Raw genomic sequence first — 25748 nt, 5'->3', positions numbered from 1 at the left:
GCTGGCAACTAATTTTACCAGTAGTCAGCCGAGATCATTACGATAAAAAACAAGAACTGTACAACTTATGTCTGAGGCAGCATAGGAAATAGCCCATAACGACCGCCACCTGAACTACCATAGAAAACTTCTACTTTAGCAATATCCTCTATACCATATGGAGGATCAATATTTTCCAAAATTATAAATTGGCCCAAATCGCTTATTCTAGAAAGATGCTCGAAGAAATTTGCCTTTACAGATGTCTTAGCCAGTTTAATCTCGTCATCACTTAACTCTCCACGACTTGGGTTCTTCAGAGGATCCCGATAGGTTAACAACGGCGAATCCAGAATCACAAATCCTGGGTGTGGAAGATTATGCTCCCTGCAATACAGTAAAAGCGCAACCTTGAAAGCGGCATGCGTGATTGCACGAACCCCCTTTCCGTTATCCACTCGCAATTTGCCATCAATTATTATTTCGTATTTATCTTTATCGAAGCTAACCAAGTGCTCGCCAGGAAAACCCCACTCTTTCAACACTAGGGAGATAACCTTACAAAACTCATGAACGACATCACCAGGAACCGAAAGATTGGGACGATCCGCTTTAGTAGGCGCTTTAAGTGCTTCAAACTCCTTTATTTTTAGAAGGTAACTACTCTTCTGATCTAACAATGAAACCCCTCTCATAACTTGGTCTTTTTTAGTGAGGATTTCATTAAGTGACAATTGATGCTCGCCCATCTCAGGTAATTGGACGGCTAGAATTCTCTCTATTTCTATAATTCGTTCTTCAACTGTAGGGATACCTTCTTCTATCCTATACAACTCAACACGAAGAGCCCCGATAGTCGACTCGAGTTCAGATTGCAATGTTTTTATTTTCTGAATTTCTATCAATGCCGATTGCTGTTCATTTTTCACTTGCTGCAATTGGGTCTTCATACTTTGCGCTTCGGGAGGAGCACCACAAACAGAACACTCTACTTCCTCTAGCGTCAACAGAAAACTGGCTTCTTCAATAGAAGTCAGCCTAGCTATATCTGAATCATAAATACTGTTCAGCTGATAAAATCTCTGCAGGTGCAGGCGGATATCCTCTGCCCGCTCTGAAGACTGAGATAATGTTTGCGACAGAGTTCTTTTTTCTGAAAGCAACTCTGTTGATAGTGACCTATACGATTGCATCTGAAGCTTGATTTTGTCTAAACTAGCATCAAGCCTGTCTTTCTGAGCATATAAGTCAGAAACATCTGGATAATCAGCATCTAGCCGCGACTCAATATCTTTCAGCAGACTTTGTATTACTTCAATTTTCGTCGACCTCGACGCATTGAATCGTGTCGAATCAAGGACAGGGATAATTGATTTATCATCAGCACCGGTTAATAATGCTCTAAAGACGCTACGCTCCTTCGGCCTTGTTACCGGTCCAAGATCAGTCTCCACAGGTGATCGCTCAGCTTGAATGCTCGTTTCGTCCACTAGGACATATGGCATAAGCTCTCGAAAACTCAAGTTCTCCTTTTCTCCAGATTGGTTTTTTGCCAGCTGTTTACCGGAAAGCTCCAGATACTCCAAAAGAAAACCAGGAAGGCTCTCCTTATTTCTACTTCTCTGAGTAGGTTGGAGAACTTTACAGGTTTCCGGAAGCTGCGAAAAATCATGCAGTCCGTCGAAAAACTTATAAGCACCACCTGATAACGAACGTAGTATTGTGTACTTTCCTACACCACGTAACTCTATTCCCATCAAGATTGTATCGTAATCACTTCTCTCCGGAAGATCAGGTAAGCTATCCCCTCCTCCAAGCATGAAATCTATTGCTTTTAACGCAAACGACTTTCCTGTGTTGGAAGCTCCGTAGACGAGATTCAGGCCTGCTCCAAAACTAAGCCTCACTGGCACAACTTGAGCACCGACAAATTCCAGACTTTTGATTATTATTCCTTTATAGTCCATTGTCATCTAACTCCATGAAAAGGTCGCTCTGAAACTCAACTGCCCAATTACCTATCTTTGAATTTATTATATCTCTTAAGTCAACCTTAGATAAGTTCGCCACCGTATCAGCAAGCCATTGCGCCCTATCTTTAAGATTTTTTGAATATTCCGAGGACAGTAACTGCACCAGCGGATAAGCACTCTCTGTAGCTTGGTAACATATCCCGCTAGTCGATGGAACGACTGCGATCAGTCCAAACTTCTGCATTAAATTCAAACCATTTTGAACGAGTTCCCGACGCACTAGGATTTCCCCGCTCCGTTGCGGAAGTTTAGGATGGATACTCGGAGGGCCGCCTACATCAGCACTATGGACAACCAAGTGATCAAACCAAACCAACTCATTTATATCATGAGCAGATGGGTAGGTTGCATTCAAAATAACTAATGATCTAACCCCTGTTTCAATCGGGCTATTAAATAGAGAACGTGCGCCGGAGTCATTCAACTTATCCATTTGAATTTCCCATCATTTACGAAGTGGTGGCAAATACCTTGCTTCACTGGCACTCTCGCGTATTTTGCAGTGGCCCCTGAAGTTTGGGTCGCAGCCGCCTGAGTCATCACAGATTGGATTTTTTCCATTCCACTCTTATGTGGTGACTCAAAAACATCTACGACACCGTGAAAAACGTCCTCTTCAAAACTATCAATAACAGTGGGGTCGGTATTATCTCGATAGTAACGCTTAAATGCGTCCGCATCGAAAAACCGTTCTCGCTGTAGCGTTAGGTTTTTTTGATACTGAGGATAAAGCTCTAAATCTTCATGATTATTGAAAACCACACATTCCTTCTCAGCGTATGCGCCGACAAGCTGCTTTATATACTCAGATTCAGACTCTAAAATAGCTATTGGCACAATTCCTTTAGGTGAACTCCCAGGATCAGCGCCAAAATATTTATAAAGAACTTTTTTTGCTGCCGGATCTGAAAGCATATCCTCTAGTGCTATACGCGTAACATTCGAGTAATTGAACCTCTCCAAAACATCCAGCAAATCATCCGTCAGCGGAATATCTCCATTCTCAATTATCTTATACCGACAGAATTTATCCCATTCATCAATTAGCTTGGACTTCAATTTGCTAGGATTAAATATCAATGTTTCTAAGTTTCTGTTCAAGCCTTTGGGGGCCACGAAGAAATACTTCGTTGGCGGGGTGAAGTCTCCCTGCCATGAGTAATATAAAATTTTTCCAAGTTCGCAAATTGCAGTATCCGTTGGAAGGCGCTTCCCATACTGCTTGCATTGATAGTTTTCCCAGGCTCCTTCATGCTTCTCAGGTGTCAAAAACCCTACAACATCCCTGCCAAGGTCCTTTGCTCCTGAAAACCGACATACTTCCACATAAGTTTCCAACTTATTTGAAACCCAGTCTCTTACAAAGAGCTCTAACTCTGTATCATCCAATGTGAGTACAGCACGAGTATAATTCTCCATTTCTCACACCCAACTTCCAGACTGTCGAATCCATATATACCCCCTCAACATTTCACCAGTCGAGGCCATGTATACAGCGCATTGTTCAAATTTTAGCCAACAAAGGCAAAATGATACTACGGCCGAAGTATTTGTTCCAACGCTCCTTACTCATTGGGAGGGTGAAAGAAATTTCTGACACTCGTAATTTTCGCCCCCACTCAGCGTCTGCCAGACTCTAATCAACCTTAAGGGTAGAATTAGGGATAATGTGTTATGCAAAATTTTTTATCTGTTTGATTTAATTAGACAAAATAAATAGTTCGACTCCTGGTGCCGCACCATACGCAGTAAAAAAGAGGCTCACCGCAAGGTGGGCCTTTTTTGTTTGCGCCGCCTACACCGCCTCGGTAGGAGCGGGCTTGCCCCGCGATAAGGCCGACACATTCAGCCCATCAGACGGCGCTTGAATTACGACCGCTGCGCGCTCGATCGCGGGCAAGTCCCGCTCCCACATGTATGTGCGGTATGATCCAAACTATCCTCTCAGCCACCAGAGGGGGGAGAATCATTGGTATGGAAACCTCAACCGCACAAGCCATCAAGCTGGCTATCGTCTCGGTTACCGGGCTTTCGAAAGACGCGCTGCATATCTACTTCGGTATGGTGGTGTTCGTCACCCTTGCAGCCATCAGCAAGCAACCAAGGCCCTACCTGGCCTGGTCTTGTGTATTAGCCCTGGCCTGCATGGGCGAGATAGTCGACGGGTGGGATGACCTGCATAGCCTTGGCTACTGGCGGTGGCAGGCGAGCCTTCATGATGTGCTGAATACTGTGTTTTGGCCGAGCGTGCTGACACTGCTTTGGTACCTGAGATCTCGGGCAAAGAATGGCCCGAATTTCCCAGAAAAATGATCAGCAACGCTCGTAGACGATGGGCTGCCAAGCAGCCCTGAAGCAAGAAGACAAACCTTTCGCATCGTCGACTAGATCAGACAGGCTGTACCAATCCTTTGCGCCTCAGCGCTTCACTCTCGAGCCCATCCAGCACGGCATCCACCAACCCCTTGGCCATTTCAGCCGAATGCAGGGTTGACCAGAGCAGTCCCTTCTTGGGCAGGCCATCGATGTGCTCGCATGCCTGCTGAGCGCTGTCATAGATGCCTTGCAGCAAGAGAGAAACGTGAACCAAAGCGTCTTCAGCCTCGATTCCATCACGCACAGCGAATAACGGTGGATGTCCGGCACTACAGGAGCCGAAGGGAGTTGCGGCAGTCTTGCCAAGGAGGGAGTGCGGGGGATCAGGAACTATTTTTGTCATTGTGAGCGTCTCTATTGTGATGGAGCCGTCACCGCTTGCGACCAAACAAGTTGGGTGGCAGCTGTACGCAGGTTGGTCGACCAGGACAATAGACAAACCCGGCAGGCACGAATGCCTCCCGCGCACAGCTGCCATAAAACGAGGCACCTGACGAGCGAATCGTCGGCGTTCGTAGATGGACGCTGTAGCGTCTGTTGTTGAAACGGGCGACCAAACCCGATCGCTGATTTTGCAGCGACCGGGGAAGCCTAACGTTCACCATGCCGAAATGGCAAGGCGAGAAACACACGAGTACATAATCAGGTGGCGGTAACTCGCGATCTTTTGCACTGACAGCAAGCTTGTGCCGGCAGTTGCGCCGGTGACGATAGTGTCGATGCCATGTCCCCCTCTGAGGATGCAGAGACGGCCTTTTTTGTCTCCAAATGAGCTGGCTTCGCTCAGTCTGCCAATCGCTCAGACGCCTTGCGGTACACCTGCTCACGCTCCCGCTTGTCCACCGCCACCACGAACACCACAACCTCCTGATCTATCACTTGGTAAACCAAGCGATAGCCGCTGCTGCGTAGCTTTATTTTGTAGCAATCCTGCAGACTGCGAAGGCGATTGGCCTCGATTCTTGGTTCCAGCAAAACCGCCGCCAGCTTCTTCTTGAACTGGGCACGTACGGTGTCGCCGAGCTTGTGCCATTCCTTTAGCGCCCTTGCATCGAACTCAAGGCTATAGGTCATCCAGGGAGACCTTCACTCGCTGTGGTGCAGCCAACCGCTCGCGTACTGTTGCGAGCAAAGCCTCGTCATCCTCCGTCAACAGCACCGGCTTGAACGGCAGCTGACCCCGCTCTGCAACGTACTGCAAAGCCTGGCGCATCAGTTCGGAAGGCGTAACGCCGAGCTTTTCGAGCTCACGATAGGCACGGGCTTTAAGATCGTCGTCGATACGAACGTTGATAGACGCCATGGCTTTGGCCTCACTGTAATGACATTAGTCTGTACAGTGACCGAAAGCAGCTCAACGAGCAAGCACCTCCAGCAGCTTGGCGACCACCTGCAGGTGGTTGTAATCCCCTTCCCCATCCGTTATAGCTAAAAAAAGCATCCATAACCACAAGAGGCAGAATCAGCCCGCCATGTACGAGACCACACGTATCTTTCGCCCTTCAGGCCCGTTTGCCGCGCTGTTCGGCAAGCCTTACGGGCCCAACGCTGTCGCTCGCCCTGCGCTGACCAGCTCCCCCCTGTCGACGCTGTTCCACACCTTGTCGATCCCACCTCGCGACGTCTTGCTCGCGCACAAGCGCAAGCGCCCTGTCCCTCCGCCTGCCAGCTGACATCTGAAGTTTCCGCTTCCCCTCGCCCTCGGTTCTGCCGCTCAGGGCTGGAGATGCTTTGCATTTTTTTCAGTGTTTTCTGTCAGGAAATATTATGACTATTCGTGTTGCCATTATCGGCGCGGGCCCGTCCGGCCTGGCGCAGCTACGTGCCTTCCAATCCGCTCATGCCCAGGGTGCCGAGATGCCCGAGGTGGTGTGTTTCGAGAAACAGGCCGACTGGGGCGGGATGTGGAACTACACCTGGCGCACCGGCCTGGATGAGCACGGCGAGCCGGTGCACGGCAGTATGTATCGCTACCTGTGGTCGAACGGGCCGAAGGAATGCCTGGAGTTCGCCGACTACAGTTTCGACGAGCATTTCGGTCGGCCGATTTCGTCTTATCCACCGCGCGAGGTGCTCTGGGACTACATCCAGGGCCGGGTGAAAAAGGCCGGAGTGCGCGATTACATTCGCTTCAACACCGCGGTCAAAGCAGTGCGATTTGACCAGGCTAGCCGCACCTTCACCGTCAGTGCCTATGACTACAGCATCGGCCAGGGCATCGAGCAGGTGTTCGATTTCGTCGTGGTGGCCAGCGGGCATTTCTCTACCCCGCATGTGCCGGCGTTCGACGGCTTCGAGCGCTTCTCCGGGCGAATCCTTCATGCTCACGATTTCCGTGAGGCAGTGGAGTTCAAGGGCAAGGATGTGCTGATTGTCGGCAGCAGCTATTCGGCCGAGGACATCGGCTCGCAGTGCTTCAAGTACGGTGCGCGCTCGATTACCAGTGCCTACCGCACCCAGCCCATGGGCTACAAATGGCCCAAAGGCTGGGAAGAGCGCCCGCAGTTGCTGCGGGTCGAGGGCGAGATGGCGTTCTTTGCCGACGGTTCGAGCAAGCGCGTGGATGCGATCATCCTCTGCACCGGCTACCAGCATCACTTCCCGTTCCTGCCCGATGAGCTGACGCTCAAGACCAGCAACCGCCTGTGGCCGGCAGGACTGTACCAAGGAGTTGTCTGGGAGCAGAACCCGCAGTTGATCTACCTCGGCATGCAAGACCTCTGGTACAGCTTCAACCTATTCGACGCCCAGGCCTGGTTCGCCCGCGACTACATGCTCGGGCGCATCAAGCTGCCGCAGCGGGCGGCGATGGCTGCCGACGGCGCACAGTGGCGCGCCGATGAACTGGCGTTGGAGTCGACCGCGTCGATGTACGAGTTCCAGGGCCGCTATATCAAGCACCTGATCGAGCAGACCGATTACCCGAGTTTCGATATCGACGCGGTGAACCGGATTTTCCTCAAATGGAAGTCGGACAAGAAGCAGGACATCATGGGTTACCGCGACAAGTCCTACCGCTCGGTGATCACCGGTACCGCTGCCGTGCCGCACCATACCCGCTGGCTCAACGCGCTGGATGACTCACTGCAAGAGTACCTGCGCGAGACCTCGGGCAAGGGCGATTTGAAGACCTTGCGCCAGCACTGACTACGGCGCGCACTGCAACCAGTCGCAGTAACGTGCCACACCCTGCTCCACCGTCAGCGTTGGCTGCTGATAGCCAACGCTGCGCAAGCGCTCAAGGTCGGCGCAGGTGTAGCACTGGTACTTGCCGCGCAGGTGCTCGGGGAATTCGCTGTATTCAAGAATGCCTTCCAGCAGGGCCATCTGCAGCGACAGCGGCGGCTGGTCCTGCTGCTCGCGCAGGCGGTTGATCACTGCCAGGGCCACATCATTGAAAGGCTGGGCGCGGCCGCTGCCGACGTTAAAGATGCCACTCAACTGTGGCCGGTCGAGGAAGAACAGATTGACCCGGACTACATCCTCGACCGCCACGAAATCACGCAGGTGGCCGCCGCTGGGGTAGTCGCCATAGCTGCCGAACAGGCTGACCTTGCCGGTGGCCTGGTATTGGTTGAAGCAGTGCAAGGCGACCGAGGCCATGGCGCCCTTGTGCTGTTCGTGGGGACCGTAGACGTTGAAGTAACGCAGGCCGACGATCTGGCTGCGCGCCTGTGGCAGTTGCCGCCGCACGCGCTGGTCGAAAAGGAATTTCGAGTAGCCATAAACATTCAATGGCCGCTCGCATTCGCGCTGTTCGCGAAAGTCGCGCCCGGCGCCATACACCGCTGCCGACGAGGCATACAGCAGCGGCACCTGCAGTCCTTGAGCGGCGTCGAGCAGGTCGCGGCTGAAGCGGTAGTTGTTGTCCATCATCAAGCGCCCATCGCCTTCGACGGTGCTGGAGCAAGCACCCTGGTGCAGCACGGCGCGCACCTTGCCGAACTGGCCGCGAACGAAACGCTCGAGAAAATCGTCCTTGTCCAGGTAGTCGGCGATTTCGCCGTCAGCCAGGTTGCGAAACTTGTCGCCATCGCTCAAGTCATCGACCGCAATGATCTCGGTTTCGCCGCGTTGGTTGAGGGCCTGAACCAGGTTGCTACCGATAAAACCGGCGGCGCCGGTGACGATAATGGTCATGCCATGTCCCCCTTTGAGGGTGCAGAGGCCTCAGTCTAGGGGGTGGTAATTGAGCAAATATTAACCAGGATCAATGGTTCTGGCGTTTTTCCCGCAGCTCGACCAAGTACTCGCGCATCTGCCGATGACGCTTGCCATTGAGCATCAACCCGGCAAGCAGCGGCAGCAACAAGGCAAAGGCAAACAGGCCTTTGCTGATTCGCTCATCGAACAGGCTGATCACGGTCAGCAGGCTGAGCAGCAGCAATCCCACGAGCAGCCAGACACTCCAGGCCCTGCCGCGAATGATCAGGAAATTACCCAGGCACAGCAGGACGATACTGCTGGCCATTAGCCCGACGCTGTAGGCCGAATTATCGGGGTGGTTGCGCAGATGCGTGTCGGTCCACAAGGTCACCGCGCAAGCCAGGGAAAACAACGAAAGAAAAAACGTGCAGATAAAGGTCGGAAAGTAACGCGTCATGAACGCGGCGTAATCCTGGCTGGCGCTCATGCTCAGAATTCCTCGTACAGGCCGATGGCGATGGTCTTTATCTCGCTGCTCGCGGAGGTTACAACGCCCTGCACGGAGGAGCTGCCAGCCAGGCCGAAGCCGGCGCCGATCGAGTCCTTGAGCAGGGTCTTGGTCGCATGGCTGATCTCGGTGGGGGTGAAGCGCTTGGTCAGCAAACCTGCGCTCTGCTGCAACTTGAGCTGCTTGGCGGTCAGTGACGGGTGCTTGACCGACAGCAGTTCAGTGGTAAGCGCCTTGCGCTGCTGACGACTCAAGCCCTTGCTCAGCTCGAACCATTTACGTCCGGTTGCGGCCTTGTGCATCTGCAGGTATTTGAAGGTGGTCAGCCCTGAGGTGCCGACGCCCAGCAAAGACACCGCGTCCAGCACCATGCTCACATTCTGGTACCACTCTTCCTGGTCGAGTGCGTCGTTGGCGCCAGGGTTGTTGGCCTCGCGCACGGTACGCATGATACCGATACCGCACTGTACGCTACTGGCCGTGGCTGCAGCGGCGCCGATATAGGTCACGACCATGCTGGTACCGCCGGAAAACGGCGCGGCAATGGTGCCGCTGACCACCACCATCCAGCCCAACACTGCGCCAAAGCACGACAAGGTGGTATTCGCACCTTCCTTGATCGCCTGGGATTCACGCGGGTTGGTCTGCAACTGCTGGGTGTACTGGTCGGGCGTCTGGTAACGCTTGAGCTCACGCAAAATGATGCGCTTGGGGCGGATGCTGCAAATCGGCTGGAACTCGCGCAGGACCACGACGTTGTAGTCCAGGTCGATGTACACCACGCCGGCACCGACAATCGATGGATCGGCGTCGATGGCGGCAAACAGCCTGGGCAGGTTGATGCTGGACTGGATGCGCTGCCGCGCGTTGAACTGGGGATCGATGTAGCCAAAACGGGGGATGGCGCTGCTCATTGATTCGCTTCCTTGAACCTGCAGCGCAGGTCACCCGCCACCTTGCATCAAGGTAGCGGGCAACCGCGCTGCTCAAGCCTTACACGTTAGGGCAAGGCACCGGTGCCCAGTCACCCATGTCCGGGTTCTTGCACATGCTGTTGACCTGGCTCTGGCCGGCGCTGGCAACCTTCTGGCTTTCAGCCTTCTTGGCGTTGGCATCCTGCAGGGTCTTCTCGGTGGCAACGGCTTCCTTCGGCACTTCTGGCAGCTTTTTCTTCGCTGGAGGTGGCGTCTTGGTCTTGCCGGTGTTGGTCTTCTTGGCGTTACCGGTGGCCAGCACCGGCGCCTGGGCTTCGGCAACGATCACCACGTCGTTACGCGGTACGCCGACCTGCTTGAGGTCTTGCTCGTAAGCCTGGGTGTAGTTGTTGAGGTTCTCACCCAGACGGCCGTTGACCGCAGTGATCAGGTTGTTCGACTCCTGCAGGCCGGCGATGATTTCCGCCAGGCGCTTGCGACCTTCGCTGTCGTTGATCTTGTTGGCTTTACGGCCGTCCATCAGGTTGGCGAACTCACGCTGGTAGCACGCCTGGGAGGCTTTGGCGTAAGCGGTGCTGCGGTCCATGTCGGCCGCGCTCTTGTTGATGTCGGTGGCGTAGGAGCCGATGCGCTGGTTGTCGTCGCTGATCTGCTTCTGGCGCTCGGTGTAGTAACCGGCCGCACCGCCGACCAGGGCACCACCGGCAGCGCCGATGGCAGCATTACGGCCACGGGTGTCGGAGTTGCCGGTCAGCGCGCCGGTCAGCGCGCCGCCGACGGCACCGATCAGGGCGCCGGTGGCAACCGACTTGGTCATGTCCGAATCGGTGGCACGCAGGTGCTGGACCGGCTCGTAGCAGCTCGGGTAGTACTCGACCTTGGTCGTCGCACCGACCTTGGATGCCGGCGAGCTGGCGCAGCCAGTCAGCAGGACGGTGCTGAAACCGGCCGCCAGCAGCAGCGCGGCCCGGCCGTTGGAAGCAGTGAAGAAGGGCTTGCGAGTTGAAAGCATGGTCAGGTTCTCTCTCTGTTTAAACACGCCCGGGGCAACCTCATGCCGCCCCGGTCACTACGATGCTCGCTCGACAGCCGCTCAAGGTTGCACAGCGGTTGATGCGAGCAGTTCTTTTAAAATCGTCGCCGGGTCGGCGCGCCGTTGCTGGCGATAATCCCCGACATGGCGGACGAACAAGGTCGCGCGGCTGAGCAGGCTCTTGCCCAGCACCGGCTTGCGATTGAGTTCTTCCTTGACCCGCTGGAACTGCGCCTGGATCACCGCGTCGGTGTAGCGTGTGCCGGTGGCAAGGTTGTCGATGTAGATCGCCACGGCGCCGTCGAGGGCGCTGCGGCCGTTGTTGATGGCCGCGGCGAACAGCCTGGCGCTGGTCTCGTCGCCGGAGGCCTTGGCCTGTTGCTGGGTCTTTTGCAGGTTGGTCAGGCGGATGTTGTAGTTGTTGATGGTTTCGGCCACCAACGCCGCCGACTGGATCAGGTTGCCGGCCGCTTCTTCACGCTGCTGGGCGATCAGCGAGACGTTGCGCTTGAGCTCTTCGTTGACCAGGCCAAGCTCGGCCTGAAGGTGCGGGTCGACGCTGGCGGCGATGATGCTGTCCAGGCGTTTGGTCGGGTCCTGGGCGTCGTCGATGGCGTCGGTCAGCGCGGCCAGGCGGCCCTCTTTCTGCCACTGCTCGAACAGCTCTTCGTAACGCGAACGCGGCGCCGACAGGGCGCCGATGGCGACCCGAAAGCCCGTGGTTTCGTTGCTTTGCTCAGTGCCATCGGCGCCGAACAGCGGGTACTCACGGCGCATGCCGGTGAACAGCGTGCCCTCGCCTTCGAGGTAGTTGCCGCCCTTGACCACGAAGCCGCCATAAGCGCCCTGGCGACGCCCGGCATGCACCAGCTGGAACGACTCCTGGACCATTTCCGCGGCGTTGCCGAGCACGTCGAACATACCCAGCGGGTTGGGCAACTTGGTGCCGATCGGGGTCAGGCGCGCAGCCTGGCCGGTGCCACCGGCGACCTGGTTGAACACCGCCCAATCGGCCAGCGGGCCGTCGCTTTCGCTGCCCTCAAGGCGGCGTGGGAACAGCCGGCCTTCCAACTCCTGGCGGCTGACTGCGGAACCACCACGGGCGGCAAACTCCCATTCCACTTCAGTGGGCAGGCGCACAAAGCCGACACCGCCATCTTCAGCCTTCTTGCCACGGCCACTGACTGGCAGCAGGTCGCGATGATTCTTCATCAACCAGGCACTGTAGACCGCAGAAAAGCGCTCGGCTTCAAAACGCGACAGCTTCACCTTGGGCAAGCGCCCGGCCATGCCACTGGGTGCTTCACAGGCCGGTGCTGGCTCGCCGCTGGCCAGTGACTGGGCCTGGGCCATCACCTGGGCGTACTGGCGGGCAGTGACTTCGTACTTGCCGATGAAGTACATCATCGGTTTCAGCGGGCTGCCGGCATCGGTTTTCGGCAGGCTCGGGCTGATGCGTTTTTTCCAGTCGGCGGACAGGTCCTGCAGGCTGAACTGACCATTGATGAAGTCACGGCGATAGCCGGAAATGAACGACTGCTTGTAGCCCGCCTCACCTTCGCTGAAGGGGTAGCCGAGGTTCACCTCACGGTCATCCAGGCTGCCCTGGGCCAGCACGTAGACGTGACGGAAAACCATCTCGCCCTCGCACGGCAGCGGCAGGCTGATGTCGTCGGCCAGCGGCTTGGGGTTGTCCAGCTTGTTACTGGCAGGCTTGGGGTCATCCTCGGCCTGGGCGCAGGACACCAGGCTCAAGGCGGCGACGATCAGCGCCAGGGCGGGTAAGCGGCGGTCAAACATCTCGAATTCCTTCACAAGCGTCTATTCGTGCCACGCGCCAGCCCCCCAGGGCGGCAGCGGCCGCGCTGGCCAACAGCACAGCAAGCAAGGCGACAAGGTAATGCGACGGGAGCAGGTGGCTGGCGTACTCGCCGGGCATCTGCATGAACAACTGGTTGAGGCCGCTTTCGGCCAGGGTGTAAAGCACCGCGCCAATGACGGCGGCAAACACGCCGCTGTACAGCGCCTGCAGCACAACAAATGTCAGCAAGGCGAAAGTGCTGAAACCGAGCAGGCGCAGTACCGACAGCTCGCGGCGCTTGCGCTCGACCGCAGCCAGGGCGCCGGCGCAGATCGCCGCGAACGCGCCTGCCACTGCCAGCGCGGCGATAATCCAGAACACCAGGGTCAGGTTGCGGCTCAACGACTGCACCTGGGCAATGGCCGGGGCCTGGGTCGAAACCAGCAACTGGCGATCGGCAAAGAAGCGGCGCAACGGCTCGACGTCGGTGAGGCTTCGCGCATACAGGCGGAAAGCCGGGTAGACCCGGTGCGCCTCGCCAGCCGGGGTTTCCCCTTCCCACCCCAGCGCAGGCACGGCGCGACCATCGCGGTAGTCTTCGGCGGCTTCCAGCAGTGCCAGAGGCGCGAACAATGCGTCGCGCTCGAAAGCCTCCAGCGGAAGTACGGCCACGACCTTCAAGAAAGTGCGCTGGGCCTGGATCTGCCCGGCCAGCTGGCGGCTGAACGAGGCATCGAGCTGATCGCCGGCCTGGGCGCCGAGTTTTTCCGCCGCTGTGCGGCTGAGGACGATCTGTTCGATTGCACTGGGCACTGCCAGCCCTTGCAGCAAGGGGTCGTTGAGCGCAGTGGGGATCATCTCGACATTGACCACTACCTTGCGCGCAGACAGCACCAGGTCGGCCGTCGCGGCAATCTGCCGGGTACGCGGCAAGGCGAAAGCGACGTCGTTGCGCGCGGCCAGTTCTGCGACAAAGTCAGCACTGAAACGACCGCCACCCAAGGGGATGATTTCGCGCACCGCCGGGTCGCGCTCCAGGCGCTCGGTCAGGCTGCTGACCAGGCCGAACTTCAAGCCGAACAACACCAACAGCGGCGCAATCACCGCCACCAGTGCCAGCACGCTGCACACCGACAGGCGTGCGTCGTTGCGGTAGTCGCGCCAGGCCAAGCTGGCAATCAGCAGCGGGCGCATTACGGCTGGCTCTCGAGCATGGCCGTGACACCACCGTCGGCATCCCGACGGCAGACCATGCGCACGACCTGCAAGCCAGCATCGCGGGCCAGGGCCTCGTCGTGGGTGGCGATCAGGCAGGCCACCTGCCGCGCTTGCGCCTGGCGCAGCAGCAATTGCATTACCCGCTGGGCATTGAGTGGATCTAGCGCTGCGGTCGGCTCATCGGCCAGCAGCAGGTCGGGATTGTGCGCCAGGGCACGAGCGCAGCTGACGCGCTGGCGCTGGCCGACCGACAAGGCAGTCGGCTTCTTGTCGAGCTGGTCGTCAATCTCCAGTTGCTCGGCCAGGCGCTGCACGCTGCCGTCATCGCCCAGGCCAAGCACCTGACGAGGCAGAACGATGTTGCTGCGCACATCGAGAAAACCCAGCAAGCCGCCTGCCTGCAGCACATAGCCCAAATGCCGGCGGCGCAGATGCGCCAACCGGTCCTGACGTTGTTCACGCCACAACTGCTGAACGTCGTAGCTGTGCGAGTCGGTGCTGAATACGAAGCGCTCAGCCCCATCTGGTTGCAGCACCAAGGCCAGCAGGTCGAGCAAGGTACTCTTGCCACAGCCACTGGGGCCGACCAGCGCCAGCTGCTGACCGGCGCGCAGCTCCAGACGCTCGATCTCCAGGCTGTAGCGCTGGGCTCCGAGGCCGCGGGTTTTACGCAGCGCGTGCAGGCTGATCATCACGGCAGCGTCGACAATGGAACACGATACAAGGCGTCACCGGGCTCGGCGTTGCCAAAGCGCACCCAGTTGGCCATGTCGTTGTGGAAGGTTTCGTACAGGCGGATCTTCGAATCCAGTTCGTCGATGAAATCTTCCTGTTCGGCAACGCTGAGCGATAGCCACAGGTCCTGGGTCATGCTCAGGGATTTGCTGCGGTACGGCAGGCCCTCCAGGTACTCACCCAATACACCGCCTTCGGCGAGGTTGGCGCCCTTGCGCAGGGCGACCGGGTCACGGCTCATGTAGGCACTGGCACTGGCGATTTCCTGGAAGAAATCCTTGGGCGAAGTGCGGGTCTTGCGCGCGGCATCGACGATCAACTTCAGCGATTGCTGCAGGTCGTTGAGTTGCAGCTTGGTGAGCATCACGCAGACCTGCAGGGTTGGCAGCGCCGGGTTGGTCAGGTCGCGGTCGGAGGTCCAGGCACTAACCAGTTGCGGAGCCTGGCTGGCGCTCTTGCGGCCGAGAAAGTCCATGTGCATGGCGTAGCCAATGGCCGCGGTCTTGTCGGCAACGCTCGGCGATGACGCCAGCAGCGGCGTCGGTTGCGCCGGGTTGCTGCGCACCTGGTGGACAAGCTCGGCGAACGTCGAGCCGATCTCGCGCACTCGCTCGCCAAACTTGTTCACATCGCCACCAGGCACCGAGACATACAGATCGCCGATCTGCGGGTTGGCGTCGGCAGTCAGCACCCGGTACTGCTGTTCGGCGTAGGCGTGGTTCTTCTTGCCGGCCTCGGTGCGCAGGTGCAGGGCGTAGATCTTGATCTGCTTGCTCAAAGCCGCCTGGCGCACTTCGGCTTCGTTCATCTGGGTGCTGCTGTAGCGGTCGTTCTTGCGCAGCGAGCCGGCGTCGCTGACCAGCAGGATCAGGCGCCCGCCGTAGCCAGACCAGTCCATGCCGTCGACCGCCTGCATGATCCCGGCAAAGGCGTCTTCATTGAACGAATGGCTGGAGACATTGGTGGCCTTCACCTGCTCGGCCAGCTTCAGGAAGCGCTCGGGATCGCGGCCCTGGTCGAGGGTGACCAGGGTCTTGGTCAGGTATTCCAGGGCCGGGGTGCGCGTGGTGTTGTTGCGAAAGCCGACCAGGCCGAAGCTGACGTTGTCCAGCTCGCCACGGCGTGAAATCTGCCCATGCAGCTCGTGCACCACCTGGCGCACCTGATCGATATAGGGCTGCATCGATACCGACGTGTCCACCACCAGCACCACGGCGGTGCGGAAGGCATCGCTGGAGCTGGCCACGCCCGCAGCCTTTGGCTCGCTGCTGCGCGCGCTACTGCCCGGGTCGATGGAGGCGACATTGAGCAACTGCAATGGTTGGCCGTTCTCGTCGAAGCTCTCGCGCGCCTCGAAGATCGGCATCAGGTAGAACTGGTCCTGGGGTACGGCGCTGGCGCCGGGCTCCAGGGCCATCACTTGCGGTACTTCGTCCGGGTTGTTTTGCGCCTTGAGCAGCTCGGCACGGGCGGCCGAGGTATCGCCAAGCAGGCGTTCAAGCTCATCGGCCTGGCGCAGGAACATCACCGGCGCACGCCCCGAGCGTTCGGTGAACTTGAGCACCAGGCTCTGCTTCCAGTCGCTGACCTGGGAGGCCGGCAACCAGCCGTCGCGGCGGCCGTCACTGGCGGTGCCGACCTCAAGCCAGGGGCTGCCATCGAAGTCCTGACGCTGGTAGACATAGAGCACGCTAAAGGCTGGCAAGGTATCGCTGGGCGCGGCGCCCGGCTGACTGACGATCTGCGCACCCGGCTTGCTCAGCACGCGCTGGAACAGGGTCTTCTTGCCGGCCATCAGCAGCGGGCGATTGTCGTCGTTGCTAACCGCTACAGGTGTCTGCGGGGCTGGCTCGCGGGTTTGCACCGGCTGCGCCTCAACCACCTGCTCATCGCCACTCATGGCCCAATAGCCCACGCCGCCCAGGCCCAGGGCGGCGGCGACGGCAATGGCGAGCAAGGCCACGGCCGGGCGCTTGCGTGGCGTGGGCGATGGCGATGGCGATGGCTTTACGGTGGGCTCAGGCTTCGGCGCTGGTGGTGCTGGCGGGATTGCAACCGATACAGGCACCGGCACGGGGCTGATAGGCAGCGGCTGGATCAGGGTACTTTGAGCATCTTGCGCGGGCAGCCGATCGAGCGCTGCCAGCAAGGTCTCGGCATCGGCAAAGCGCTCGGCCGGGTCCTTGGCCAGCAGGCCACGAAGGATGTCCTGATAGCGGCCGTGCTCAATCGGCAGCTCCGGCAACGGCTCGGTCAAATGCGCCAGCGCCGTCGACAGGGCATCGTTGCCGCTGTACGGTAGCTTGCCAACCAGCATCTCGTAGAACACCACGCCCAGGGCATAGAGGTCAGCGCGGCCGTCGATCTCCTGGCCGCGTGCCTGCTCCGGGCTCATGTAACTGGGGGTGCCGACGGCAAACCCGGCCTGGGTGAACTGGGTCCGGTCATCCAGCGACTTGGCGATGCCGAAATCCGACAGCACTGCCGTGCCGTCGGCACGAAAGAGAATGTTGGCTGGCTTCACGTCACGGTGCACCAGGCCCTGGGCATGGGCGTAACCCAGTGCCGAAGCGATCTGGCGGATGTACAGCAGGCCCTGCTCCGGCGTTACCCCGGCAGCGATACGCTCCTTGAGGGTGCCATTGGGCAGGTACTCCATGGCCATGTAGTACAGCTCACCGACATTACCGATGTCGTGGATGGTCACCGTGTGCGGGTGTGACAGCCGCGCCAGGGTCCGGCCCTCACGCAAGAAGCGCTCGCAGAAGGTTGGGTCGGCAGCCAGTGCCGCAGCCATCACCTTCAAGGCCACCTTGCGCTCCAGCGAGCGCTGGGTGGCCAGGTAGACGGTAGCCATGGCGCCTTCGCCAATCTCGCCGTCGATGTCGTATCCGGGGATCACTTTGTCCATGCGTTTGGTCTTCAACCGGCCTTGATGACGACGGCGGTAATGTTGTCGGGGGCGCCCCGGGTCAGGCCCAGGTGCACCAGGCTGCGGACCACCTGGTAGGGGTCGCTGTGGCCCAGCACTTCGCGAATTTCATGGTCTTCGACGGTCTTGTTGACGCCGTCGCTGCACAGCAGATAGGTATCGCCGGGCAGAATCTGCACAAGCACGCTTTCCAGCTCCAGCTCAGGCTCGACGCCGATCGCCCGAGTGACGATATTCGCCCTTGGGTGGACCCGTGCTTCAGCCTCGCTGAGCAGGCCGCTGTCCTGCAGCTCCTGCACATAGCTGTGATCGCGGGAAATACCGTCCAGGCGCCCGTCGCGCAGGCGATACAGGCGGCTGTCACCGGCCCACAGGCAGATGCCCTGATCAGCGCGCACCGCCAGCAACACCAGGGTACTGCCCATCATCGCCACGCCACGCCGGACACTTTCTTCGCGCACTGCGGCATTGACCGCCGCCAGCCGCTCTCGCAGCACCTGCGTGTAATCGTTCAGGGATGGCGTGGCCGGCAACCGGCGCAAGGTATCGACGATCAGGCAACTGACGTAATCGCCCGCCGCATGCCCGCCCATGCCATCGGCAACTGCCCACAGGCCTTCACTGCCAAGGTCCAGGCAGGCGTCTTCGTTAACGCTGCGGACCATGCCGACATGGCTGTAGCTGGCTGCGGTGTAATGCAAAGCCGTCATCTAGCGCACCGCCTCACTACCCAATAGAAAACTGGCGAAATCCTCGCTGCGCGGCAGGCCGGCACAGCGCAACAATCCCGCCTCGATATGCTCTGAACCGCGCCCCCACCACAGGCTCATGCCGGTGCAAGCGCTTTCGGCCAAAGCAGCCTGACGGGCCTCGGCGGTCACCGCAGCAAAGCGCTGCAAGCCAGCCACCGCAGGGCTCGAAAGCACATTGAGACGTGGCGCGGCAAAGCCCTGAACCGCCTCATCGAACGCCTCGAAGCCAGCTTGCGGCTCCAGGGTTGCCAACAACTGCGCTTCGCAATGCTCGAACCAGTCATCCGGGCCGCTGACCACTGCCGCCAGTGACTCATCCGAGGCCAGGACCTGAGCCAGGGTAAGTGGGAAATAGCGCCCTACCCGATCGATACTGGGCATCAGCACGCCCACTACCGCCTGCGGCCCGCACAACCCCGGAGCCAGGGCAAAGCGCCACAAGGGGCTGACCAGATAGGCCGGCAACCAGCGCTCCGCCAGTTGCTGCTGGCTGGCCATAAGCCCCGCCGCCAGCCATTGGTCCCAAGGCTGGATAAAGCTTTGCGGCAGGCCGCGGCTGACAAAGTCGCCGCGGCTGGCCAGCTTGCCGTAGAAGCCAACGTCACTCATCACAACCGCTCCGGCAGGCTGAAGCCGTTGAGCACACGGCTCTTGAACGGGTTGAAAGCGCTGTTGGCGCGCAGCTCGTAAGAGACGCTGGCGCCGTCGACGCGCAGGCGCAGGCTGAAACGATCCGGGCCGTTACCCGCGACCAGATCCGACTGATCCAGCAAGCGGAACCAGGCCCACGGCCCTTCCAGGGTCAGCCCGGAACGGCCGTTGGCCGAAGGCGGCATGATCGACAGGCGCACCACGCCGATACTGTTGGGGTTCGGCCACTGCATCGCTACCGGGCGGCTCGGGCCGTGGTCATAGCTGATCTGCTGGCCGTCGAGGTCGAGCAAAAACTGGGTGATCGAGGCGTCCATGGCCACCGGTTTGAGCTCGAAGCGCACGGTTGGCTGCATGCCCCCGGAGCGGAAGAATGCATCGCGAATCGCCGCCGAACGCTGGAAGGTGTGCAGCACCCCAGGCCCGATGCCAAGCTTCTGCGCCGCGCCCGGCTGCCAGCGCCAAGGGTTGGTCGAGGTGTCGACATAGGGCTGCAGGTACTTGCGAAAGTAACTGTCCATCACCCCGCCGACGCCGAAGAACTGGCCGAAGTCGTCCAGGGTGGCATCCCGCGAGCTGCCCGGTGACAGCGGATAGCGCCCACTCAGGGACTGGCGGTAAACGTTGACCACTTCGCTGACCCAGGCGGCATTCAGTTGGTTACGTACACCGCCCATCATGGTGTTGGTCGTCGAGCTGACCACCGACTTGACCAGGCCCTGGACCATCGGCGGCTGGCGCTGTGCGGTGAGGCTGACGCGGTTGGCGGCGGCAGTGGCCTGGTTCTTGGCCTCGCCGAGCAAGGCGTCGCCACTGGCACCGACCATGGCACTGACTTGCACGTACAAGGCGTTCATGTCGGTGAGCAGGCCATCAATGGCCGCCGGCTCGCCCTCGCCCTTGCTGACCAGGCTGGCTAGGTCGGCAAAGTGCGCAGTGACCGGATCTTCAGCGTGTTGCACCTGACGGCTATCTGCCGGTGCGTCCTGGCCCAGCAGATTGCCCAGGCGCTGCTTGAGCTGATCGACACCCGCTTCGCTGGCTTTGGCCTGGGCAGCGGCGAGCGGATCCTGCTGTTGCAGGTTGGTTTCCTTGGCCACTGCGGCCAGCAGTTTCTTCAGTGGCGAGGTCGGTCCGGAAATCACCCGCAATACATCGGCGGCCTGAGCCACACTGGTGATCGGCACAAAGTCGATATCGGCCAACAGCGCATCCCAGTGGCGGATGTAGTCGGCGAAATACAGGCGACGCACGTCAGCGGCGAGGCTGCTGACATCACCTTCATCGGCTTGCTCGCGGCCCAGCACCCAGCGCTCTTCGGCCAGGGTGTTGCTATGTTGCAGGCTGGTGGCGAGAAACGCTTTGCGATAACCCTCGACCGTAAACAGCCCGCTCAACGGCTCACCCAACGGCTTGCCGCTTTTGCGGCTGAACACCAGCGCAGCATCGCGACCGGCGGCTTCGCTCAGGCGAAAATCGCTGACGCCCGCTGGCAGTTTCTGGCGCTTGACCCGGTCATAGACACGCTGGGCCACCGGCAATTGCTGCAGCTGGCGACGCAGGTCTTCGATCAGGTTGGCATCCAGGCGCGCATTCGGCGGACGCTTTTCGAACAGCGCCTGCAGGTGCTTACCCAGCGCTGTGCGCTGCTCAGGCGCCAGGTCGCGGGGCAGGCTCTGCTCCCAGTCGAGGGTTACCCAGGCCTTGATGAAATCAGGGTCGTAATGCTCGCCATCAGCCAGCATCAGATAAGCCTTGAGGCCCTCGTAGAGGAAGTCGGAGCCGCCGCCACTGTGCAGTTGCTCTTCGATACGGGTAACCAGGCGTGGGGCGAACACGGCAATCAGTAGCTTGCGGTAGACACTGGCCGACTCGGCTTCGAGCATGTCGCCCTGGTACAGCCCCAGGCCCTCGGCCCAGCTGGGTGGCTCATCGGCCAGATGGCGCACGGCATTGAGCAACGGCAGTACCGCGAGAACATCGCGCTGGGCCGGGCTCAGGGTTTGCAGGACTGGCCCCAGCGGCGCGAGCTTACGTTCGACCTGGGCGATGTAAGCCTGGTTGGCGCGATAGCTCACCGCCCACACGCTGCCGACCAACACTACCAGGGCAACGCTGGCGGCCAGCGCAGCGCGGGCCAGCCACTTGCGCCGGCGCTCGACCTTCGGGTTGACCCCGACCAGGCCGCGTTCGGCAAAGGCCACGGCGCTGAACAGTTTTTCAATGAAGTAGCTGCGGCCGGTGCCGCTCTGGCGTGCCAGGTGCTGGCGGTCCAGGCCCATGCTCTGGGCCATGGCGCCGATCAGGCGGTCAATCGGGCTGCCTTCCTGGGTGCCGCTGGTGAAGTACACACCGCGCAACAGGGCGCGCTCTTCATAGGCATTGGGTTTGAACACGCCGTCGAGAAAGCCCTGCAGGTTCGAACGCAAGGCAGCGAACTGCTGGACGAAGCCATAGACCAGATCACGCCGCGCCGGGTCGCGCTCCTGCTGCAGGCGCTCGACCAGCCGCTCGTTGAGGCGTTGCTCAAGGCCGGCAAACTCGCGCTGGAACTGCGCCAGCGGCCCTTCAGCCGATTTGTCGTCGTCCAGGGCAAAGGTCATGCCCCACACCTGCGCGCGTTCTTCCTTGCTCAGGGTGTCGAAGAACTCCATGAAGCCCGGCACCAGGTCGAGCTTGGTCAGCATCAGGTAGATCGGAAAGCGCACGCCCAACTGGCTGTACAGCTCCTGGATACGCGAGCGGATGGCCGCGGCATGGGCGGCACGTTCCGCGTCGCTGCCCAACAGCAGGTCGGACAGGCTGATGGCAATGAAGGCGCCATCGATCGGCCGGCGCGAGCGCTGCTTCTTCAGCAGGTCAAGGAAGCCCAGCCAAGCCGCTTTGTCGACCTGGGCATGACTGTCCTGGGTGGTGTAACGGCCAGCGGTGTCGAGCAATACGGCCTGGTCGGTAAACCACCAGTCGCAGTTGCGGGTGCCGCCGACGCCGCGAATCGCCCCGGCACCCAGTTGCGCCGCCAGCGGAAAGTGCAGGCCGGAATTGACCAGCGCCGTGGTCTTGCCCGAGCCCGGCGGGCCGATGATCACGTACCACGGCAGCTCGTACAGATTGCGCCGTTCATCACCACCGAGGCGGGCTTTCTTCAGCAACGCCAGAGCCTCGTCCATGCGCTGGCGCAGGGTTGCCAGCTCTTCGGCGGTGGCGACGCTGGCGGGGTCCGGGGCGGTTTCTGCAGCCAGGCTGCGCATGACTTCGGCCGCCTGGCGGCGGGCCTGGATGATGCGCCACAGGCGATAGCCAATCCATACCGCAAACAGCAGCGCAATCAGCGCCCAGCGGCGACCTGCCGGGACCAGTACGTCCCACAGCGGGCCGACAAACCAGATGATCAGGCTCAGGGCGATCAGGCCCAGCAGCGGGATGACCCAGCGAATGACAAAACCGAAAAACGCCTTCACTCGACCCCCTCCGCCAATACAGTGATTTCAACCCGGCGGTTCTTTGCCCGGCCTTCGGCCGTGTTGTTCGGTGCCAATGGCTCGGTGTCGCTCAGGCCTTGCGCGGTAAAGCGCGCAGGCTGGCCGGTCTTGGCGGCCAGAATCTGCTGGACCTGCTCGGCGCGGCCCTGGGACAGCGCCCAGTTGGACGGGAAGCGCAATGTTGCGATCGGCCGGTTGTCACTGTGGCCGGTGATCCGTACCTGGCCCTTGACCTGGCCGATGGCGTCGGCAATGCGCAGCATCAGCGGCTGCAGGCTTTCGTTGATGCTGGTGCTGGCCGAGGCAAACAGTTCGTCGCCACGAATGGTCACCACCGAGCGGTCGACAGCGTCTTCGACACTGACCCGCCCGGCCTTGATATCGCTGGCCAGAAAACCCGCCAGGCGCGGACGCTCCACCGGCTTTGGCTGGGTCACCGGGCGGTCGATGGCCTGCACCGGGATCTCGCCCAGGGCATGAATGTTCTTGAATACCGGCTCGGCGTCAGCGGCGAGCATGAAGCGCAGGGCAAACAGCAAAGCCAGCAACAGCGCCAGGGCAATGGCCAGGCCCACCCAGGGCGGCATGAACTGCGACAGCCGATCACGGCTGACGCTGACCCCGCGCCAGTGCGGCGACAGTTCACGCTCGAACTCGCCACGGGCGCTGCGAATGGCGGCCGCCGTGCGTTCGCGCAGCGCTTCAAGCTGGGCACGGCCGCCATTCATGACCCGGTAGCGGCCTTCAAAACCCAGGCACATGCACAGGTACAGCAATTCCAGCAGGTACAGGCGTTCGCGTGGGCTCTGCAGGCAGTGTTCAAGCAACTGGAAGACCTTCTCGCCGCCCCAGGCTTCGTTGTGCACAGTGATCAGCAGGCTTTGCTTGCCCCAATCACTGCTGCTGCCCCAAGGCGTGCTGAGTACCGCTTCATCGAGTGCGGTGCACAGCGCGTAGCGGGCCAGCAGCACTTCGTTGCGGGCCACACCGGCCGCTTCGGCGCGTTCTTCGAACTGACGCAGATACGCCAGCAACTGCGCACGCAGGCTGGCCGGGGCCGGATGAGCGATGGTGCTGCGCAAGCGGGTCAGCAGTGCCAACAACGGGCCGGCGGCGCTTTCCAGCGGATTGAGGCCCAGCGCCTGGCCAGCAGGCAGCGGCTGTGCCGGCATCGACGGTGCAGCCGCCGGCTCCGGCGTACCCGCCTGCGGGCCGCGTCCACCGGGACGCGGCATGAACTGGGTGCGGTCATTGGCCGGTGGTGCCGACGGATCGTTAGGCTGCATCGCGGCTTATCCTCGGATGGCCCAGAAGGCCAGGTTCAGCCCCGGGAATTCGCCGGCAATGTAGAAGGCAAAGCCCCCGGCGTTCTGCAGTTGCTGCCAGTGCTCGCTACCGCGATCAAGTTCGTAATAGGTGGAGCCGGCATGGAACGGAATCTGCCGTGGCGCCACTGGCAACGGCAGCAGGCCGATGCCCGGCAATTGCAGGTTGACCAGGTCACGGATGTGCTCGACCGCACCGATCTTGCTCTGCTGGGCGAAGCGTCCGCGCAGGGTTTCGCTCGGCACATCGGCGCGTACCACGAGGATGAAGCTGGCGTTGTCGAGCAGGCTGCGGTCGGCGAGCATGGCGACGTGAATGCCATAAGCCTTTTCGACAATCGGGATCGGCGTGGCCTTGCTGTCGATCAGCATCGACAGGGCTTCGCGCAGCGCCTGCATGACCGGGGTGAAGCTCGCCGCCAGGTCGTCATGCTGGTACACCGGGAATTCGCCCGGACGGCGGTTGCTGGCACAGAAGGTGGCGAACTCGCCGGCCAGGCTGAGCAGTTCGCTGTACAGCCGCTCCGGGTGCAGCGGGCTCAGCTGACTGAGGTGCTCAACCAGCGGCTGCGCGCGGTTGACCAGCTGCAGCAGCATAAAGTCAGCGATCTCCGAAGCGCCTCCCGCCCCCGAGGCCACCACGCGCCCGGCCAGTGCCTCGCCGCGTTGATGCAGCAAGCCCAGCAGTTCGCTGCGAAACGCCGACAGGCTTTTGCTCGCCGAGACATCCAGCACTGGCGCGATATAGCTGTCATCCAGGACCAACGCGCGGTCGGCACGCTTTTCCTTGATGCGCACCAGCCCCAGTGCGGCATAGTCGCTCAAGCCTTCGTCGGCGGTGATCAAACGCAAGGCGCGGGAACCAAGGGCAACCGGCGAGCGGTTCTCGAACGGCGCATTGTCGTCGCGCACTTCGGCCACCCGGCTGACATAACGCGCACCGCCCAGTGCTTCGCCCTCGTCCACGGTGTCGCGGGCACCGGCGCGCTTGAGCGGCAGGGCCAGGTACACCAGGCCATCGCGCAGGTTATCGTCAATATTCAGCGGGCTGGGCGCCAGGTCATCCTGGGGGATGTTGAACGGCGTGCCATCGGGTAGCAGGCCACGAGCCGAGACGATGGCCAGCTTGCCCTGGGCCAGCAGGCCCTGGTCGATCAGCAATTCGGAAAAGCCCCAGGCACCTGCCGACAACGGCCGGCTGCGAGCATCGATGAGGTTTTCCAGGTAGCGGTCATGTTGTTGAAAGTGCTGGGTTCCGAGGAACATGCCTTCCGACCAGACCACACGATTGTTCCAGGACATGGCTTCTCCGATCGCCTATTGGGCGGTACTGGTTGGGGAGGTATGGACAGCGCCGCGTACAGCACGAACATCGAGGCTGATCTGGTAGTCCAGAGGTGGCACCGGCAGCAGGCTGCGCCACTGCGCCTGATCGACTTCGCGGTAGCCAACCACCAGGCCAATCTGGCGGGTAGTCGGGCTCAGTGGACGCTCGATGCGCAGTTGCTCACCAGGCTGAACCAGCACCTCGTCCTGATCGATCAGGTCGGCGCCCAGGGTCGCCGGGGCCCGGTCGGCCAGGGCGAAATAATCGGCACGATTGAAGTTGGCGCTGTTTTTCAGCTCGTAGATGCGCACGCGTACCGGCGCAGCCTGGCCGTTGGCGCCCGGGTTGAGCCCGGCGGCAGCACTGAAATACAAGGTGACGCTGGTCGGTCCTGCCACCTCGGGCTGGAGCGGTGCTGCGACTTCATCCTTGCTGCAACCACTGAGCAGCAGTGTGGTGACCGCTGCCATCAGCATTGTTCGAATCATCCTGCGTCCTCAATGACGTGGCACTTT

General features: G+C 60.1%; 22 protein-coding genes. 2 read left to right on the top strand and 20 right to left on the bottom strand.

Annotated elements, in window-relative coordinates:
• Positions 1-65: 65 nt before the first annotated feature.
• From F8N82_RS26500 to F8N82_RS26490, 3 genes are read right to left on the bottom strand one after another with little or no spacing between them, the layout of a single operon-like run.
• Positions 66-1952: a hypothetical protein gene (locus F8N82_RS26500; RefSeq protein WP_150776904.1), complete on the bottom strand. Its 1887-nt coding sequence runs from the start codon at positions 1950-1952 to the stop codon at positions 66-68.
• Entirely contained in the window at positions 1936-2445 is a 510-nt protein-coding gene (locus tag F8N82_RS26495; protein ID WP_177009286.1) for an ABC-three component system middle component 2, read from the bottom strand. Before F8N82_RS26495 ends, F8N82_RS26500 begins: the two co-directional genes overlap by 17 nt.
• Entirely contained in the window at positions 2433-3431 is a 999-nt protein-coding gene (locus tag F8N82_RS26490; protein ID WP_177009287.1) for an ABC-three component system protein, read from the bottom strand. Before F8N82_RS26490 ends, F8N82_RS26495 begins: the two co-directional genes overlap by 13 nt.
• Positions 3432-3986: 555 nt before the next feature.
• On the opposite strand from F8N82_RS26490, the gene F8N82_RS26485 reads away from it, so the two are divergent.
• Positions 3987-4325 carry a hypothetical protein gene (locus tag F8N82_RS26485; RefSeq protein ID WP_038999686.1) on the top strand — a complete coding sequence of 113 codons (339 nt, stop codon included), beginning with the start codon at positions 3987-3989 and terminating at the stop codon, positions 4323-4325.
• A gap of 76 nt (positions 4326-4401) precedes the next feature.
• Here F8N82_RS26485 and F8N82_RS26480 read toward each other — a convergent pair whose 3' ends face one another.
• The 3 genes from F8N82_RS26480 to F8N82_RS26470 all read right to left on the bottom strand — a co-directional run bounded on the left by F8N82_RS26480 (position 4402) and on the right by F8N82_RS26470 (position 5691).
• The gene (locus tag F8N82_RS26480; protein WP_038998264.1) at positions 4402-4731 is read right to left on the bottom strand and encodes a DUF3077 domain-containing protein; all 330 of its coding nucleotides are present in this window, start codon (positions 4729-4731) and stop codon (positions 4402-4404) included.
• A gap of 440 nt (positions 4732-5171) precedes the next feature.
• Positions 5172-5462, bottom strand: coding sequence for a type II toxin-antitoxin system RelE family toxin (locus F8N82_RS26475; protein ID WP_038998263.1), 291 nt, complete (start codon positions 5460-5462; stop codon positions 5172-5174).
• Complete coding sequence (locus F8N82_RS26470) at positions 5452-5691, bottom strand: type II toxin-antitoxin system RelB/DinJ family antitoxin (protein ID WP_038998262.1); 240 nt, start codon at positions 5689-5691, stop codon at positions 5452-5454. Before F8N82_RS26470 ends, F8N82_RS26475 begins: the two co-directional genes overlap by 11 nt.
• 464 nt (positions 5692-6155) lie before the next feature.
• Between F8N82_RS26470 and F8N82_RS26465 the strand changes: the two genes are divergently transcribed.
• Complete coding sequence (locus F8N82_RS26465) at positions 6156-7535, top strand: NAD(P)-binding domain-containing protein (protein ID WP_038998261.1); 1380 nt, start codon at positions 6156-6158, stop codon at positions 7533-7535.
• On the opposite strand, the gene rfaD is transcribed toward F8N82_RS26465, so the two are convergent.
• The 14 genes from rfaD to tssJ form a co-directional block, all read right to left on the bottom strand.
• The gene (gene rfaD, locus F8N82_RS26460) at positions 7536-8528 is read right to left on the bottom strand and encodes an ADP-glyceromanno-heptose 6-epimerase (RefSeq protein WP_038998260.1); all 993 of its coding nucleotides are present in this window, start codon (positions 8526-8528) and stop codon (positions 7536-7538) included.
• 70 nt (positions 8529-8598) lie between these two features.
• Positions 8599-9021 carry a hypothetical protein gene (locus F8N82_RS26455; protein WP_038998259.1) on the bottom strand — a complete coding sequence of 141 codons (423 nt, stop codon included), beginning with the start codon at positions 9019-9021 and terminating at the stop codon, positions 8599-8601.
• A gap of 2 nt (positions 9022-9023) precedes the next feature.
• Positions 9024-9956, bottom strand: coding sequence for a hypothetical protein (locus tag F8N82_RS26450; protein WP_038998258.1), 933 nt, complete (start codon positions 9954-9956; stop codon positions 9024-9026).
• A gap of 79 nt (positions 9957-10035) precedes the next feature.
• Positions 10036-10989, bottom strand: a complete 954-nt coding sequence (gene tagQ / locus F8N82_RS26445; protein ID WP_038998256.1) for a type VI secretion system-associated lipoprotein TagQ — start codon at positions 10987-10989, stop codon at positions 10036-10038.
• Between the two features lie 81 nt (positions 10990-11070).
• Positions 11071-12810, bottom strand: a complete 1740-nt coding sequence (locus F8N82_RS26440; RefSeq protein ID WP_052251612.1) for a formylglycine-generating enzyme family protein — start codon at positions 12808-12810, stop codon at positions 11071-11073.
• A complete protein-coding gene (locus F8N82_RS26435) occupies positions 12803-14005 on the bottom strand; it encodes an FtsX-like permease family protein (protein WP_038998255.1) in 1203 nt (400 codons plus the stop codon). Before F8N82_RS26435 ends, F8N82_RS26440 begins: the two co-directional genes overlap by 8 nt.
• The gene (locus tag F8N82_RS26430; RefSeq protein WP_038998254.1) at positions 14005-14721 is read right to left on the bottom strand and encodes an ABC transporter ATP-binding protein; all 717 of its coding nucleotides are present in this window, start codon (positions 14719-14721) and stop codon (positions 14005-14007) included. Before F8N82_RS26430 ends, F8N82_RS26435 begins: the two co-directional genes overlap by 1 nt.
• Positions 14721-17675 (bottom strand): serine/threonine-protein kinase, encoded by a 2955-nt coding sequence (locus F8N82_RS26425; RefSeq protein WP_038998253.1) that lies wholly within the window; start codon positions 17673-17675, stop codon positions 14721-14723. Before F8N82_RS26425 ends, F8N82_RS26430 begins: the two co-directional genes overlap by 1 nt.
• Positions 17676-17686: 11 nt before the next feature.
• Positions 17687-18406, bottom strand: coding sequence for a PP2C family protein-serine/threonine phosphatase (locus tag F8N82_RS26420; protein WP_038998251.1), 720 nt, complete (start codon positions 18404-18406; stop codon positions 17687-17689).
• Complete coding sequence (gene tagF, locus F8N82_RS26415) at positions 18407-19057, bottom strand: type VI secretion system-associated protein TagF (protein WP_038998249.1); 651 nt, start codon at positions 19055-19057, stop codon at positions 18407-18409.
• On the bottom strand, positions 19057-22560 hold the full coding sequence (gene tssM, locus F8N82_RS26410) for a type VI secretion system membrane subunit TssM (protein WP_038998248.1): 3504 nt from the start codon (positions 22558-22560) through the stop codon (positions 19057-19059). The genes tagF and tssM overlap by 1 nt, the downstream gene beginning before the upstream one ends.
• The gene (locus F8N82_RS26405) at positions 22557-23867 is read right to left on the bottom strand and encodes a DotU family type VI secretion system protein (RefSeq protein WP_038998247.1); all 1311 of its coding nucleotides are present in this window, start codon (positions 23865-23867) and stop codon (positions 22557-22559) included. The genes tssM and F8N82_RS26405 overlap by 4 nt, the downstream gene beginning before the upstream one ends.
• A 6-nt stretch (positions 23868-23873) precedes the next feature.
• Positions 23874-25208 (bottom strand): type VI secretion system baseplate subunit TssK, encoded by a 1335-nt coding sequence (gene tssK, locus F8N82_RS26400; protein WP_038998246.1) that lies wholly within the window; start codon positions 25206-25208, stop codon positions 23874-23876.
• A gap of 15 nt (positions 25209-25223) precedes the next feature.
• On the bottom strand, positions 25224-25721 hold the full coding sequence (gene tssJ, locus F8N82_RS26395) for a type VI secretion system lipoprotein TssJ (protein ID WP_038998245.1): 498 nt from the start codon (positions 25719-25721) through the stop codon (positions 25224-25226).
• Positions 25722-25748: the final 27 nt, after the last annotated feature.

Origin of the sequence: Pseudomonas fluorescens, from assembly GCF_902497775.2 — a bacterium.
Taxonomy (GTDB): domain Bacteria; phylum Pseudomonadota; class Gammaproteobacteria; order Pseudomonadales; family Pseudomonadaceae; genus Aquipseudomonas; species Aquipseudomonas putida_F.
The sequence above is the reverse complement of the archived record's forward strand: the minus strand, read 5'-3'. Positions and strand labels throughout refer to the sequence as shown.